This is a genomic window from Rhizobium zaerense (genome assembly GCF_051810725.1).
Classification (GTDB): Bacteria; Pseudomonadota; Alphaproteobacteria; order Rhizobiales; family Rhizobiaceae; genus Rhizobium; species Rhizobium leguminosarum_I.
The window spans coordinates 2,425,598-2,440,108 of sequence record NZ_CM132690.1 but is presented as its reverse complement, the minus strand read 5'-3'; the positions used below and the strand labels follow the sequence as shown (position 1 = coordinate 2,440,108).

General features: G+C 61.9%; 12 protein-coding genes and 2 pseudogenes. 4 read left to right on the top strand and 10 right to left on the bottom strand.

Annotated elements, in window-relative coordinates; genetic code table 11:
- Nucleotides 1–50 precede the first annotated feature (50 nt).
- The 4 genes and pseudogenes from ACS4RR_RS11740 to ACS4RR_RS11725 form a co-directional block, all read right to left on the bottom strand.
- Nucleotides 51–1,268 carry an ABC transporter permease gene (locus tag ACS4RR_RS11740; protein ID WP_260108937.1) on the bottom strand — a complete coding sequence of 406 codons (1,218 nt, stop codon included), beginning with the start codon at nt 1,266–1,268 and terminating at the stop codon, nt 51–53.
- Nucleotides 1,269–1,272: 4 nt separating this feature from the next.
- Entirely contained in the window at nt 1,273–2,412 is a 1,140-nt protein-coding gene (locus ACS4RR_RS11735) for an ABC transporter permease (RefSeq protein WP_260108938.1), read from the bottom strand.
- Nucleotides 2,412–3,081 (bottom strand): annotated as a pseudogene (locus tag ACS4RR_RS11730) (ABC transporter ATP-binding protein). The gene ACS4RR_RS11735 and the pseudogene ACS4RR_RS11730 overlap by 1 nt, the downstream one beginning before the upstream one ends.
- The gene (locus ACS4RR_RS11725; RefSeq protein WP_456190107.1) at nt 3,078–4,217 is read right to left on the bottom strand and encodes an efflux RND transporter periplasmic adaptor subunit; all 1,140 of its coding nucleotides are present in this window, start codon (nt 4,215–4,217) and stop codon (nt 3,078–3,080) included. The pseudogene ACS4RR_RS11730 and the gene ACS4RR_RS11725 overlap by 4 nt, the downstream one beginning before the upstream one ends.
- Nucleotides 4,218–4,760: 543 nt before the next feature.
- Between ACS4RR_RS11725 and ACS4RR_RS11720 the strand changes: the two genes are divergently transcribed.
- Entirely contained in the window at nt 4,761–5,171 is a 411-nt protein-coding gene (locus ACS4RR_RS11720) for a DUF4260 domain-containing protein (protein WP_260108940.1), read from the top strand.
- Between the two features lie 30 nt (nt 5,172–5,201).
- On the opposite strand, the pseudogene ACS4RR_RS11715 reads toward ACS4RR_RS11720, so the two are convergent.
- Both ACS4RR_RS11715 and ACS4RR_RS11710 read right to left on the bottom strand, forming a co-directional pair.
- Nucleotides 5,202–6,253: pseudogene (locus ACS4RR_RS11715) on the bottom strand (helix-turn-helix domain-containing protein).
- Between the two features lie 263 nt (nt 6,254–6,516).
- Nucleotides 6,517–7,497 (bottom strand): SDR family oxidoreductase, encoded by a 981-nt coding sequence (locus ACS4RR_RS11710; protein ID WP_260108942.1) that lies wholly within the window; start codon nt 7,495–7,497, stop codon nt 6,517–6,519.
- A gap of 256 nt (nt 7,498–7,753) precedes the next feature.
- On the opposite strand from ACS4RR_RS11710, the gene ACS4RR_RS11705 reads away from it, so the two are divergent.
- Together ACS4RR_RS11705 and ACS4RR_RS11700 are read left to right on the top strand one after the other, a co-directional pair.
- On the top strand, nt 7,754–7,930 hold the full coding sequence (locus ACS4RR_RS11705; protein WP_018485750.1) for a hypothetical protein: 177 nt from the start codon (nt 7,754–7,756) through the stop codon (nt 7,928–7,930).
- Between the two features lie 7 nt (nt 7,931–7,937).
- Nucleotides 7,938–8,312: a VOC family protein gene (locus ACS4RR_RS11700; RefSeq protein ID WP_222291277.1), complete on the top strand. Its 375-nt coding sequence runs from the start codon at nt 7,938–7,940 to the stop codon at nt 8,310–8,312.
- A gap of 25 nt (nt 8,313–8,337) precedes the next feature.
- On the opposite strand, the gene ACS4RR_RS11695 is transcribed toward ACS4RR_RS11700, so the two are convergent.
- From ACS4RR_RS11695 to ACS4RR_RS11685, 3 genes are all read right to left on the bottom strand, one after another.
- Nucleotides 8,338–8,919, bottom strand: a complete 582-nt coding sequence (locus ACS4RR_RS11695) for a dienelactone hydrolase family protein (protein ID WP_260108943.1) — start codon at nt 8,917–8,919, stop codon at nt 8,338–8,340.
- Between the two features lie 202 nt (nt 8,920–9,121).
- Complete coding sequence (locus ACS4RR_RS11690) at nt 9,122–10,642, bottom strand: FAD-dependent monooxygenase (protein ID WP_260108944.1); 1,521 nt, start codon at nt 10,640–10,642, stop codon at nt 9,122–9,124.
- A 279-nt stretch (nt 10,643–10,921) separates the two neighbouring features.
- Nucleotides 10,922–11,347, bottom strand: coding sequence for a pyridoxamine 5'-phosphate oxidase family protein (locus ACS4RR_RS11685; protein ID WP_170255125.1), 426 nt, complete (start codon nt 11,345–11,347; stop codon nt 10,922–10,924).
- A gap of 291 nt (nt 11,348–11,638) precedes the next feature.
- Here ACS4RR_RS11685 and ACS4RR_RS11680 point away from each other — a divergent pair, with 291 nt between their 5' ends.
- On the top strand, nt 11,639–12,274 hold the full coding sequence (locus tag ACS4RR_RS11680) for a cysteine hydrolase family protein (protein WP_018074382.1): 636 nt from the start codon (nt 11,639–11,641) through the stop codon (nt 12,272–12,274).
- A gap of 200 nt (nt 12,275–12,474) precedes the next feature.
- On the opposite strand, the gene ACS4RR_RS11675 is transcribed toward ACS4RR_RS11680, so the two are convergent.
- Nucleotides 12,475–14,463, bottom strand: coding sequence for a primary-amine oxidase (locus ACS4RR_RS11675; RefSeq protein WP_456190106.1), 1,989 nt, complete (start codon nt 14,461–14,463; stop codon nt 12,475–12,477).
- Between the last annotated feature and the right edge of the window lie 48 nt (nt 14,464–14,511).

Sequence of the window (14,511 nt, the reverse complement as noted above, 5' to 3'; positions counted from 1 at the left end):
GCGGTCGCCGCGATGACGTGACCCGCCCGGAAGGTTTAGACAACCAGCCTCTATCCCCTCGCCCGCAATGCCGAGGTCAGCGGCAACCTTGTCGCGGCAAGCGCCGGCAACGCTCCGCCGATGATGCCGATGGCAAGCCCCAGCAGCCCAGCGGTGAGCGCGACGTCGGCGGTGACGTCGAGCTGGAAGGCCATCTTGGTGTTGTTGGCGCCCATCGTGCTGGCCTGCCAGCCGTTGAAGGCGAGCCACGAGGCAAGGATGCCGAGGGCGGCCCCCACGACCGAGAGAGCCACGGCCTCGACCCAGGTGGCAGTAAAGGCCGACAGGCGGCCGAAGCCGAGCAGGCGCAGCGTTGAGATTTCGACGGTGCGGTCGGAGACCGAGCTCATCATCGTATTCAGCGCGCCAGCGGTGGCGCCGACCGCCATCAAAAGCGCCAGCGGCCAGCCGAACAGGCGGATGAAGCTCGCGGTGCGCTCGGATTGCGCGGCATAGAGATCGGCCTCGGAGACGGCGGTGAGCGGCGCGCCGGGAATTGCAGAAAGATGCTGTCTCAGCACGTCCAGAGCACCCGCCCCATCGAGGCGCATACGCAGGCTCTGCACCTGTCCCTGCCGGTCGAAGGCCGATTGCACCGCCTCCAGATCCGCCCAGATCTCCGATTCGAAGGCGCTGCCGCCTGACGTGAAATGCCCGACGACCGTCCAGTCGACCGCGCCGAGTCGCACCTTGTCGCCGACGGCGAAGCCGGAGAATTCATCGGCGATGCGGCCGCCGACGACGATTTCGCGCGCGCCCGGCGAAAACAGCCGCCCTTGGGAGAGCGTGGCGCGATCGCGCAAGCCGGGGCCGGCCAGATCCATGCCCCGCAGCGACAGTGTCTGCTCAGCGCCGTCGCTGGCTCTGACGACATCGACGGGAACGACGATCTCGCGCGACAGCGCCAGTTCGCCGGCAGGCGCCAAGCCGGCGGCATCCCGCGCCACGCCGATCTCGCCGATTGCGGCGGTCAGGCTGCGGATCGCTTCGGCCGGCACATCCGAGCCGGTCTCCTGGTTGGTGCCGCCGCCGAGAATGACGGCGATGCCAGGCGAACCCGTGCCTTGGAGGGCTGCCTCAAAGCCCCTGGCCATGGCGAGAAAACCCGCAAGCACCGCCACCACTAGGGCCACCGACAACACCATCGACAGCGAGATCCACAGCCGCCGCGGCAGGCTGCCGAGATTGACTCTGAACATGAGAAAGATCTGCTTGAGCGCTGATGACATTGGACTATCTCGATCTGAAGGCGTTGACGATGGGCAGGCGCATGGCATTGGCGGCGGGCAACAGCCCGGTCAGGAGGCCGAGACCGGCGATGATGGCGACGGATTTCAGCAGCGCGGACGAGGTGAAGGCGAGGCCGAATTCCGGCCCGGCAAACAGCGTCGCGAGCTTGGCGAGAACGAGCCCGCCAGCCCCGCCGACGGCGAAGACGAACAGTGTCTCGCCGAGGATCAGTGCCATAATCCGCCCGCTGGAAAAGCCGAGCACCTTCATGACGCCGATTTCGAAGCTGCGCTCCCTCACGGCAAAGAGCATGGTGTTGACCACAATCATCAGGATGGTCACGAATGCGGCGCCGACGACGAGGCTGACGATCAGGCCGATATCGGCGAACTGCCGCAAGAAAGCCTCGAGGAACTGCCTTTCCGATCGAGTGCGCGTCGGTGCCGCCGAATTGGCAAACAGCGCGTCGATCCTTGCCGCCAGCACGCCGGATGAAACGCCCGGTCGCGGTCGCACGACGAAGCCATCGACTGTATCCTTGCCGCGGGCGCGCGCCGCATTGACGGCATCATAGCGGGCGATCATGAAATAGGTGTCGGTGCTGGCGTCGGCCCCTTCGAAGATGCCGGCGATCTCAAAACTCCAGTTGCGGCTGCCGTCTTCCCTTGTCAGGTGGCTGGTGATCCCGATGCGCTGGCCGACCGACCAGCCCTGCGCCTCCGCCAGCGCCCGGCCGACCAGCACCCGGTCACGGCCCTCTTCCAGCAGTGATATCAGTTGCGGCGTCAGCCCGAGCTCGTCGCCATTGGCTGCGGCGATCAATCGTGGATCGACCGCGCTCGTCATCACGACATTCTTCTCGACACCGACGAAGCCCCGCATGCGCGTCATGTAGGCGGCGGCGGCGACATCGCTATCGGCGGCGATCCGGTTGAGATAGGCAAGCGGCAGCGGCTGTGCCCGCCCCGATCTGTTGAAGACGCCGAGCAGACTGTCGCTGGCGCCGGCCGCCCCCTGGCTGCCGCTGACGAAGCTCGCCGTCAAGCCATAGATCAGGAAAGCGACGCCGACCGAGAACATCAGAAGCGTGGCCCTGAGCGGCTTGCGCCATGCATTGCGGCGCATCAGCTGGAAGAAGGTCATTAGGCCAACCTTTCCTGCTCGACGAATTCGCCTTTGTTGAGATGCAGCGTGCGCCGGGCGAAGGAGGCAGCCTCGGGATCATGCGTGACCATGATGATGGTCTTCTGAAGCTCGCGATTGAGAAAGCCCAGCATATCGAGGATATCGTTTGCAGACTTCCGGTCGAGATCGCCGGTCGGTTCGTCGCAGAGCAAGAGGTCGGGATCGCCGACGATGGCGCGGGCGATGCCGACGCGCTGCTGCTGCCCGCCGGACATGCTGGATGGAAACTGCCGCTGCCGCCCCGAAAGCCCGACCAGATCCATGACGGTCTCGACCCGCGCCCGCCGCTCCTTCCGCTTGAGCGGCTTCAACAGCAGCGGCAGCTCGATATTCTCGCCCGCATTCAGCATCGGCAGCAGATTGTAGAACTGGAAGATAATGCCCATGCTGTGTGCCCGCCAGGCGGCTCTGGCGCCTTCGCCCATCTGTTCGAGATGGCTGCGGCCGACCCTGATCTCCCCTCCGTCGGGGCTATCGATGCGGCCGAGCATGTTCCATGACGGCGACGAAATCGCCGCGTTCTATCGAAAGGTCGAGTCCGGAAAAGATCGGGATCGTTTCCGCGCCGATCTTGAATGCCTTCTTGACGCCGCGAAGCGCGATATAGGGTTCTTGAGTGTCGGTCATCGCTCTGCTCCTTGCTGATTGTCTGTGGTATCCGCGGCTTCACCCACCACAAGGCGGATGCGCGCGGCCATGGCGGGGCGCATGTCTGACGGCGGCGAGGAGAGTGTCAGGCGAAGCGTCACCGTCCCCTTTTCCCGCGAAATCATCGGCGCGATCTTCGATACTTCGACCGCAAAGTGCCGGTCGGGAAAGCCGTCGAGCACCGCCTCGCCACGCAAGCCTGGCCGCATCAACGCGATATTCGCCTCGGCCACATCGGCATCGATGACCATGGTGGTCATGTCGGCAATCGCAAGCAGGCTTTCATTCTCCCGCACGCTGTCCTCGCGCGACAGCACGGTGTCGCCGACGTGCGCGGTCAGCCGCGTGACGGTGCCTGATATCGGCGCCCGGACGGTCAGCGCTTCCACCTGCTCGCGCGCCCTGTCGATATCGAGATCGGCCTTGGCCACGTCCTGCCGTGCCTGCAGGGCGGCATTTTCGGCAGTGTCGAACGCCGTCTTCGCCTCCTCCAGCGTCTGCGCCGACATCGTATCGCGCCCGGCCAGCCGCTCTGTGCGCGTCAGGGAAGACCGCGCCTGCGCCAATTCAATAGTCTTCGCCGTCAGCGCCAGCTCCGCCGATTGCCGGGCGATCTCGGCGCCCTGAAGCGCAAAGCGGGCACCGGCATCATCGAGCCGCACCAGCACCTGGCCCGCGACGATCCTGTCGCCTGCCTCGATCTCGACGGCAACGATCCGACCTTCATATTTGGAGAAGACGGTCGCGATATCGGGTGCCACGACGTAGCCGGAGCCGGTGACTTCCCGGGACGGCAATGCCCTGTCCGATGGGTTATTGGAGGGCAGAGCCCGGATCGGATCGGCGGCGGGCACGTCGGTTCCATCGACCGACATTGCGGCCTCGTCCTTGCCTATGAAACCCGCCAGCACAGTCTCGATGCGCTCCAGCGTATCGGGTCGATAGAAAAGAACCACCGCCAGCGATGCGGTCGCGGCAAGGGCCAGCATTGCTCCGGGGATCACACGCCGCCGGACACGGGGCTCCGGCGGCTCTGTCTTGAAGGGCGCAGGCTCGATCGAAAGTGATCTCAGCTTGGCGGCCAGGTCTCGATCATGTTCTGATGTCGTGTTCATGCCGCCAGAATGACCAACGGCAGCAAAACCGCGACCTCGAACGCGTTTCCGACAGTCCTCGATCGCGATTGTGTACGTGGTGGCGGCAATTGTCGGAGGCGGAGGCTTGCTCGCTTCTTCTCCGGGAGTCCGTGGGGCGGGTCGAGCCTCCCTGTCGGTGGAGGGTCGGATGAGCGGCCACACAGCACGCCCTTCATTGCCCTTCGCTTACGCTCCGAGCGTTCGCAGTTCCACTGCTCACCCCTTCGCCTGCCAGCGCCTCTCCTGCTGTGAGAAGATATGTGCGGCAGCGACCTCCTATCCATCCCCCGGCGCCGGGCCGGCACGGCACGTCTTTCACAATTGCGGAATTGTACGGCAATGACCATCCAGACGAATGGGATTTCGGCATTCGAAAACGTCGGTACCTACGAGCCAAAGATACAAATATGTATAACGCTTGTTCATCGATCGCGAATTTGGCACCCGCAATGTTCATGCTAGGAAATCCACGCATCAGGTCGCCGGCAGCGCTGCGACAATTGTCATGAAGGAACAGAACCGATGAACCAGGCAGCGAACATCATTTCTCCTTCGGCAGGATCGGTGACCGGCGGCGTGCGTGAGGTACTGCGGCTCGAGGCTTTCGCGATCATGGCGGCCGCGACAACGGCCTATTTCGTCTCCGGCGGCAACCCCTGGTTCTATGCCATTCTGTTCTTCGCGCCGGATCTCAGCTTCGCGGCCTATGTTCTCAATGCCCGGCTGGGAGCGATCGTCTACAATATGGTTCACAGCTACATCTCGGCCATACTGCTCGCCGGCGCGAGCTGGCTGCTGGGCATCGACCTGCTCTGGCAGATCGCCCTCATTCTGGCGGCTCATGCCGGCTTTGACCGAAGCCTGGGGTATGGATTGAAATACGCATCCGCCTTCACCCACACCCATCTGGGCGTTATAGGCAAGCGAACCTGACGAGGACCAAAGCCCCGTCGGGCCTGCCCCTCACCGCTCGGCCTTCTTCTCCCGCCAGGCAACCGGCGTCATATCCGTGACGCGGCGGAATTCGCGGTTGAAGTTGGACTTGGTCTGGAAGCCGACCTCGAACATCACTTCGGTCACCGATTTCTGGGTCACTGCAAGCAGCCGGCAGGCCTCGCCGATCCTGTAGTCATTGACATATTGCGAGACGTTCTTGTCCATCGCCCGGTTGATTGCCGCCGAGATCTGGCGGGCGGGAATTCCGGCCTTGCGGGCCAGGCGGTCGAGATTGAGATTGGCGTCGCGATAGAGCCTCTTTGCCTCCATCAGCGCATCAACCATGGCGATCGTCTCTTTATCCTCGGCCGTTTCGGGCTTCAGCGCCGCCTCCGCCGTCTCGGCGGGCGCCCGGCTTCGGCTGGCGGCGGCTGCCGCGATGCCAAGGATGCCGAGGACGGCGAGATTGCTGAGGCTGATCAGCGTCAGCGCATGCTCGCCATGTGCCCATGTGAAATCGAAAAAGACGAAGATATCGACCGAGGCCGACAGGCACAGCGCCGCCGCCGCGAAGATGATGGCCCGATAGGCCGGCACCGCTCCCTCGAAGGGCGCAAGCCGAAGCGCATCCGCGCCCGGCCGCATCAGAAGCAGGATCGCCAGGGCATAACCGACGAAAACAAGCACCAGCGCGAGATCGATCACATCCCGCCAGACCACCATCAACAAGAGGATGACGGCAGCGGGCACGGCATGCAGCGCAATCCACGCCGGCAGCGACCGCCGGCTCGTCCTCACCAGACTGAAAACCCCGGCATAGGCAAGCGGCGGCACCATCGCCGCGGTGACCGGCGCGATCACGCTCACCGCCTGCACCCCGTAGCCCCAGCGCAGTCCGGAGAGGACGGATTGCAGCACGGCAAGTAGGATCAGTGCCAGAAACGGCCGATTGGGCTGCGCCTCCTCGTCGCGCCTGAGAACGGTGACGAAGAGGATGAGCAGCAGAAGAGCAACGACGAAGGGAAGCGGAATGAACAGCATGGCCTGCAGGATCGGAGTGGAAAACAGTTGGCCATCATTGCCGAGATCCTCACCCGGCGCGACCTCCATCATGTTTTAGGACGCTTTTTAGGCAGGGATTTTTTGTGAACGGCATGCCGTGCCACCCTCACCGGCCCTCGGGTCGCCAGCCACAAGTCTCAATCGCCGATCAGGTCGGTATGATTGTCTTCCAGCCAATCCGACAGGCTGTCGAGATCGGCAACATCGCAAGTCCGGGTGATCAGCGCGGGCAGGACCGTCTGCGCCGGGTCTTTCGGAAAGTTGCTCTACGAGGACCTGCCTAGCCGAGAGCGCTTTGCGCAGCGCAAATCCGATCGACCAAAGCATCGAGATCGCCCTTTGGCGGCCGGTTCTTGGCCAGGCGCTGCTTGAGATGCATGATCGGCTCCGCCAGAATTTCATCAAGGCTTTCGGCGCAGGTGAAGTCGCCTGCCACGCTTTTGACCTTTGAATTGTCAAAGATCGCCGACCATGCCTTGTCACCGAGCAACGGACCAATCCATTCCGGATTGTACTTGATCAAAGTGTCGGTCGGTACATGGACGATCCTGGCCTCGACGCCTAACAATCTGGCGATCGTCTTTTGAATATCATTCCAAATGTGGGCGCGGTCCGAGGTGATGTGGAAGATCTCGTTCAACGCCGCCTGCTCGCCGAAAAGCCCGACAAAGGGCACTGCGAAGTCAACCGAGCGGGTCAGTGTCCAGGGCGTGTGGCCATCGCCCGCCACGATGGTGGGCTCGCCATCCAGCATGCGTCTCGCCATGACATCGCTGTCGCCCATCATGATGGGCAGACCCGTGCGAACGGTGTGACTGGGACGGACGATGGTCCAGGCGAGCTTCTCGGAATTCTTGAGCAGCGTCTCGCAGGCAATCTTGTCCTGGCTATAGCGCCAGTAGGGGTTGATCGCCGGTGTCTGCTCGGTAATCACATAGTGGCGCGGCGGCTTTTCATAGACCGAGGCCGAAGAGATGAATATGTACTGGCCGCAGTGCCCGGCAAACACATCGACGTCACGCGCGATCTGATCGGGTGTAAAGGCAATGAACTGGCACACGACGTCGTAATTGGCCTTGGCCAAGTCGGCATAGGCCGGTGCCGCCAGGTCGCCGACAATCGCGGTAACCCCCGCAGGCAATGGGTCGCCTCTTAAGCTGCGGTTATAGACGCTGACATGGTGGCCCTGAGCCACAGCGCGCTCGACGCATGGATATGAAATCTGGCCGGTACCGCCAACGAAAAGAATTCTCAAAGCCATATGAAGGACCTCGGTGTCGGATGTGACGGGATATGCGGTCAGTCTTCATAGCGCGAAAGAAATTGGTCGTCTCCCGCAAAAGCACGCGCACCGCGTCACGTCGATTGGCCGACCTGTCCCCACCAACGTTGAGATACGCCGCCGATCGGACGACGTGAGGTTCGGCCGCAACCAGCCATTGCCGATACCGCAAAGATCTCTATCTCAAGCCAATAATGCCCCTTCTGTTTGAGATCGGCACAAGACGGAGGCTTTCTTGAAGGATTATCTGCCCTACGCAGCCGGGGTGCTGGCAGGATTATTGGTCGCCTTCCTCATGTCTAGCCTGTTGGCGCTGACGGAGACACCGCAGCTCATGCTTTTCGCATTGCTGCCGGCCATCGGTGGCGCTCTCGTTGAACGCGTTTGCCGTCGCCGGCCCAACAATTCTTGAAGGGTCCATGGCAAGGCTGAAAGAAATCGTCATTGATTGCGACATTCCCTCGCGCGTCGCCCGGTTCTGGGCGGAGGCGCTCGATGGCTACGAGGTGATGCCATATGACGACGAAGAACTGGCCCGCCTGGCCGCTCTCGGATTGACACCCGAGACTGACCCGACCGTGATGGTCGAAGGTCCCGGAACCCGCCTTTGCTTTCACCTTCGCCACGGGGAACGTCCCGCCCGCAACCGACTTCATCTCGATATTGCCACCCCCGATCGGGCCAGGGAGGTAGAGCGGCTTTTATCCCTCGGAGCGACCTTCGTCCGGGAAGCGGATGGCTACACGGTCTTGAATGATCCCGAAGGCAACAATTTCTGCGTGGCGTCCGAATAGTCCTATCCGGGCCGGAATGTCTGTATCAGACACGATTTAGGAATTCGAGCACGCGGAGCGTGAGCAGCGCGGTTGCATCCGCATCATAGGACGGCAGCGAACTGTCGGCGAAGTAATGCTGATCACCGGGGTACAGGAAAAGCTCCGCGTCCTCGACTTTCTCCACGATCTCGCGGGCGGCATCGATGTCGCCCTCGCCGACGAAAATCGGGTCGTTGTCCATGCCGTGAATCTGCACCGCGACACCGCCCGGCCAGGGCCCGAAGGCCCACTCGCCGCTGATCGGTAGGCAGGAATAGAAGAGCAGAGCTGCGCGGGCGCCGGGCCGTGTCTGCGCCAGCTTCTGCGCCGGCAGCACACCGAAGGAGAACCCGGCATAGACGAGCCCGGCAGGCAATTCGTCGGCGAGGCGCACGCCGCGCTCCCGCATGGCGTCGAATCCGATCTCGCCGATATAGGCGATCCCCGCTTCGATGCTCGGGAAGGTGCGCCCGTCATACAGATCGGGCGCGTGCACGATGTGACCGGCTGCCCTGATATCGTCGGCAAACGAGCGCACACCCGGAGTCAGCCCCTGTGCGTGATGGAACAACAGGATCTCAGCCATGAGGAGCCTCCGGGCGGGACGGTCGGGCGCATCGCCACTCTACAGCGTCGCAGCCTTGCCGGGAAGAGTGCGGATACGTTGCGAAGCAACGTCTGCAAACCCGCCGAAAACCGATAACGGGAAATCTCCGTGACGCTCTACCGGACTGATAAGGCTGAAGAAGCTTTCCGAGACCTGTACATCGATTGCCCCATTCATAGTTTCAGGCTTTGCCGAACCACCGCGATGCGGCCTGCGCGGCTTCCTCAATGTCAGGCACAGCCTCACCAGCCCACGCCACAAAGCCGTCGGGGCGCACGAGCAGCGCGCTCAGCCCCATCCGATCCCTCGCATCGCCTGCAACATAGGTGATCCCATTCCAGCGGCCTGCCAGCGCTTGCAGCGGTGCGCCGGCGTCAAAGTCCAAAAGCAGGCCCTTGCCCTCCCTGAGATGATCGCCGAGCTTCGTTCCGTCGGCCAGCTCGGAGTCCGGAGCGCTGCGGCCGACCAGCGGGTGACTGCCGCCGAGATCGTAGCGGAGAGACACACCCCAGACGCGCTCGGCGAAGTATGTCGCGCCGTCGCGCGTGTCGATCAGATCGCGGATGATGGCTTCGAGCGCGCGCGAACTCCGGCTTGGCCGCATCAGCGCGACCTGGGCGCGCGACCAGTCGAGAACCTGGGCTCCAACTGGATGCCGTTCGCAGAAGTAGCTGTCGAGCAGGCCCTCCGGCGCATCGCCGCGGATCGTCGCTGCAAGCTTCCATCCAAGATTCATCGCGTCGCCGAGCCCGAGATTCAGGCCTTGGCCGCCCAAGGGGGAATGGATGTGCGCGGAGTCGCCCGCAAGCAGCACCCTGCCCTTGCGGTAAGCCGTCGCCTGATAGGCGCGATCCGTCCAGGTGGTGGCAAGATCGAGGCCCGTCAGCGTGACATCGGTGCCGGAGATATGCCGCAACACCTGCTGCACATGCTCCGGCGTGATCGGCTGCGTTCGGTGAAACGCGCCGCCATCGAAATCGACCATCGCGATCGTGCCGGGCTTTTGGTAGGTATACATCCCCGTCGGCGTGTAATGGCGGCCCGGGGCGAGTTTCTCCGGATCGGCCATCTCGAGTAGAACGGAATAGCCGGTGAACTCGGGATCGGTGCCAACGAATTCAAAGCCACCTGCCCTGCGCACGGTGCTGCGCCCGCCGTCACAGCCGATGAGCCACCGTCCGCGAAAGCTCTCACCACCGCCGCGAACGGTCACGCCTTCATCCGACTGGTCGAAACCGTCGACACCGAGCCCGCGCCGGATCTCCACGCCCATCGCGCTTGCGCGCGCGGCCAGGATGGATTCAAGGCGCTCCATCTCGACCGCCATGCTGGTGCCGGCCGGACCTGGCAGACGATAGGGCCACTTCGAGGTGTCGATGGTGTCGTGGAAGAACTGAATGCCGGCGAAATGGCCGCCCGGGCGGCGCGGCTGTTGCATCCAATGCGCTGAAGTCGATTGATCTTTTTCGCGCTGCGGCGCCAAGATGTCATCCAGCAACCCGCGACGGTAGAAGGCTTCGATGGTCGGCGCGGAAAGGCCGCGCATGCCGAACGGCAGCCGTTTCAACGGCGAATGCGGGTCCTCGGCCTGCTCCAGCACCAACACCGAGAGGCCGGCCAACCGCAGTTCGCAGGCGAGAAATAGACCGACAGGGCCGGCACCAGCAATCACAACGTCATGAATCATGAGAAAATCGGGCATGAACTACTCCTTTATGGTCGTTCGACCGGAGCAGTTCGTCGTTTCGAGAACCACACGGACGAACAGTGGGACGCTTGAGTAGCGTCCGTGTTCGTCGTGGAGAACTCATGCACGAGGCAAGGAACAGAGCTTTCGTTTCCGAAAGGACTTGGGCCAACCACACCAAATCATGCCTTTTCCGACATCGGCAACATAGCCGCCGGGCGATCGATCGGCAACAGAAGATATGCCTTTCTGAGGAAGGTTGGGGTAGAGCGTCAGTGCACGCTCGCGTGGCACCTAAAAGCGGGGCTCCAAACGTTCGACAGGGTCCTTGGTGAAATCGGAATATCGTATCCAGCGAGGAACGACCTTAAACAACACGGCGCCCTTCTCGACAAACTCTCTCTCGACTGGAACGCTTTCAAGATGCGCCTTCTGGTATTCCTGCACGTCGGAGGCGGAAACCTTCATGGCATCGCCCTCATATTGCACCGTGATGTTCTTGTCCCAGCCGACGACAAGTGCGACGCTTCCCCTATCCGATAGGTTTTCGAACTTGCGTGTCTGTTCGAAGGTATCGAACACGATTTCGAGGTTGTCACGCACCGAAAAGTCAATGACCGCAGCTTCAGGCTTGCCGTCCGCATGCGATGTCGCGATCACAGCCAGGGTGTGCCGGCGCAAGAACTCCAAGATCACTTTCTTGCCCTGAGCGTTATCCATGGCTGAAATCCCCAAGGTGACATAGAGGGGTATCGAGATCATGCGAACTCGATGCATGCTCATATCTGAAGCCTGACACAGCGCCGGAGCGAGTCAAGATGTGACGTCGGCTTCCCCTTCAGCCTGGAGGGTCGCGTATTCGCAGCCGCTCAGAGCGAACGAGAACCCGGCAGACTAGACCGGCAGGTAGTTCGTCGCCGACAATGTCCACCTCGCCCCGGAAACGGTCACCTTCTGCTTGCCGGACGCAATTGATCGCCTCTACATAAGCAGGAAAAGAGGAGGCCGAGCATGCATTCCATCAAACACCCCGGCAAGACCATCGGCGATTTCTGCCGGCCGGATCAAATGGCTCTCGTCGTCTATGACATGCAGATCGGTATCATGCGGCAAATGCCTGACGGCGCCGGCATCACCGCCCGTGTCCTGTCGATTCTGACCGCCGCGCGGGCATCGAACTTTCCCGTCATCTTCATGCGGCACATGTCGATGCCGCTCGCTCTGATGGGCGCCTTCCAGCGCCGTCAGGCCATGGCCTGGCAAAGGATCGACGATCCGGCCGCCATCAAGCCCTGGTTTCTCAGAGGAAGCGAAGGCTTCGAGATCGTGCCTGAACTTCAGCCGCGCTACGACGAGGCGGTGATCGACAAGATTACCTTTTCGGCTTTCGAAGGCACGCCTTTGTCGATCATTCTGCGCGATCTGGGTCTGACCAGCTTCGCCATTTGCGGCGTCGCCACCGAAATCGGCATCGAGCCGACGGTTCGCCACGGTGCCGACCTCGGGCTTGTGCCGCTCGTCATCAGCGACGCCTGCGGCGCCGGGCATGCCGAGGCCGCCGAACGCTCATTCGCCAACATGGCCTTCATGGGAGATGCGCTGATCTGCCAGTCGGCCGATTTCATCGCAGCAGCCCGGCAGAGCTGACGCTCTCCCGACCTGCCGTGTGAGGCTTTGCGGCGAACGCGCGCGCACCCTTGGATCAGCCCCTGTGTGTGATGAAACAAGAAGACCCCAGCCATAGGGAGCCTCCGGGGTGGGACAGTAGGGCACACATTCTGTATCTCTACAGCGCCTCGCCTCACCGGGAAGATGTTAGTCGTGGGCCAGGCCGTCGAGCATTGCAGCTACATGTGGCAGCAGGAACCATTTCCGGTGTCATCGGCCGAACGTTGCAGGCGATTGTCGACACTCTGGCTGTTTCCTTCCGGCGGCAGGTCCATGGCGATGTTGGATGCGAAGAAGCCGTTCGGTTTCAGCGTGAAGCCGGCATATTCCACGGGCATGATCGGAAAATCCTCGGGCTTGCAGACATGGGTATGGCCGAAGGAATGCCAGAACACGATATCGGCATTCTCGATTTCGCGGTTCTGCTTGACGTAACTCGGCAGGCCGTCGCCACCGGCATGCACGTTCGGATAATCGCCGCTCGCATATTTTTCCTTGGCATCGAAGGCCGTGACCCAGATGTGTTTCTTGGCGAAACCGCCGCGCTGGGCAACGGTCAGATCCGGCTGGGCAAGCATGACCGGCGACGGCATGACGACAATCTTGTAGCCCGGCGCCTTGCCGACGCTGTTCTTTATGTTGGTGTTGGAGACTTTCCAGTAACGGCCGGTCTCGCCATTGGCGAGTGCAGGCGAATCGAGTTCGCGTTTCAGCACACGGCTCCTGGTGTCGAAGACATTGCCATAGGGATTATCCTCACCCCGGGGACGCGGCGCGAACTCATGTTCGGTCACGGTATTGTCGCCGCCGTCGACATCCATGTGCAGGCGCGCATTGAAGAAATGCTGGTGGGTCGGACCGCCGAGATTGTCATCGACCATGCCGCCCCATGGATAGGTTTCTCCGGTCGCGACCGCCGCCGTCTGGATGATGCCGGTGAGCTTGGCTTCGAGCTGGATCGTGCCGTCCTGGTAGAGATACCAGTAAAAGCCGTAATCATAATTGCCGACGGTTGCGAAGAAGGAGATGACGAGGCGGCGCGAACGGCGCACTTCGAAAACACCGTTGCGGAATTCGTAATGCTTCCAGAGGATGCCGTAATCCTCCTCATGGATGCAGATGGCATTCTTCATGATGAAAGGCTGGCCGAAATCGTCCGCCGCCGGCACGTCGAAATAGTGAATATGGCCCAGGCAGTCGCAGCCGAGTTCGAGACAATTGGCCAAGCGTCCGAGACCATATTCGCCGGCATCGAAGGCGCTCTTCCAATAGTGGTTCGCTGTCGGATCGGCATAGGGCACGACCATTTCGGTGATACTGGCGCGAAAGACGACGGGCCGCAGCCTGCCCTGATCCGTGATGCCGAGTTCATGCAGAACGAGGCCCTCGCGCGGGGTGAAACCGACACGGAAACTCCAGTTCTGCCATTCGACTTTCCAGCCGTCGACAGTAAAGCTCGGCCCTTGCGGCTGAACGATATGCAGCGGCGTGAGATCGGGCCGCGGTTCCGGGAAGGTTTCGCGGCCATAATTGCGCTTCTTCCTCGGGACCGGAATGATCTTCTCATCGTCGACGAGATCGACCACTCGGTTGGTGATCAGATCAACGACCGCGACTACGCCCTCGATCGGATGCGCGTAGCCGTTGTCACGGACATCCTCGCGCCAATAGGACACGGCGCGGACGATGCGCTTTCCCTTCTCGAATTCGCGGCCAAAATAGCCCGAGGAAAAAGGATCGATCTGTATGAGCGGAATATCCTCGTCGGTAATGCCGCGCTTCTTGACGGCAGCGATCCAGCGCGGATCGGATTTGACGGTGCCTTCAACGGTTTCGAACTCGCACAGCATGACCGGCGGCTGGCCATAAGGCAATTCATCGAGAGGCAGGCGGATGTAGGAGGACACCGTGCCGGCAGTCAGGTCTACGATGCCCTCGAAGGTTTCGCCATTGCTGATATCCAACGCCAGGATGAAGGCGAGGCGCGGCAGCCTGTCGCCCAAGCGATGGGCGGCAAGATCCGCCTTGGTCGGCTCCTCCAGCCGGGTGATCGGAAAGCGGAAGGTGGGTGCGAGTGTCTGCGTATCCTTGAGTATGGCAACGGCAGAAGCGATCTCGTCGAGGCTCAGAGGATCGAGCGGATGGGTGACTGCGACAACGGCGTCCATGGATATACCTCTTTGGTTTTGGGCCTCTTGGTTTCGGAAGAGACGACG

Coding starts and splice junctions, on each gene's coding strand:
- ACS4RR_RS11690 (WP_260108944.1), bottom strand. CDS start 10,642: ATGCCCGATTTTCTCATGATTCATGACGTTGTGATTGCTGGTGCCGGC.
- ACS4RR_RS11675 (WP_456190106.1), bottom strand. CDS start 14,463: ATGGACGCCGTTGTCGCAGTCACCCATCCGCTCGATCCTCTGAGCCTC.
- ACS4RR_RS11700 (WP_222291277.1), top strand. CDS start 7,938: ATGGCAAGGCTGAAAGAAATCGTCATTGATTGCGACATTCCCTCGCGC.
- ACS4RR_RS11735 (WP_260108938.1), bottom strand. CDS start 2,412: ATGACCTTCTTCCAGCTGATGCGCCGCAATGCATGGCGCAAGCCGCTC.
- ACS4RR_RS11725 (WP_456190107.1), bottom strand. CDS start 4,217: ATGAACACGACATCAGAACATGATCGAGACCTGGCCGCCAAGCTGAGA.
- ACS4RR_RS11685 (WP_170255125.1), bottom strand. CDS start 11,347: ATGGATAACGCTCAGGGCAAGAAAGTGATCTTGGAGTTCTTGCGCCGG.
- ACS4RR_RS11740 (WP_260108937.1), bottom strand. CDS start 1,268: ATGTCATCAGCGCTCAAGCAGATCTTTCTCATGTTCAGAGTCAATCTC.
- ACS4RR_RS11695 (WP_260108943.1), bottom strand. CDS start 8,919: ATGGCTGAGATCCTGTTGTTCCATCACGCACAGGGGCTGACTCCGGGT.
- ACS4RR_RS11710 (WP_260108942.1), bottom strand. CDS start 7,497: ATGGCTTTGAGAATTCTTTTCGTTGGCGGTACCGGCCAGATTTCATAT.
- ACS4RR_RS11720 (WP_260108940.1), top strand. CDS start 4,761: ATGAACCAGGCAGCGAACATCATTTCTCCTTCGGCAGGATCGGTGACC.
- ACS4RR_RS11680 (WP_018074382.1), top strand. CDS start 11,639: ATGCATTCCATCAAACACCCCGGCAAGACCATCGGCGATTTCTGCCGG.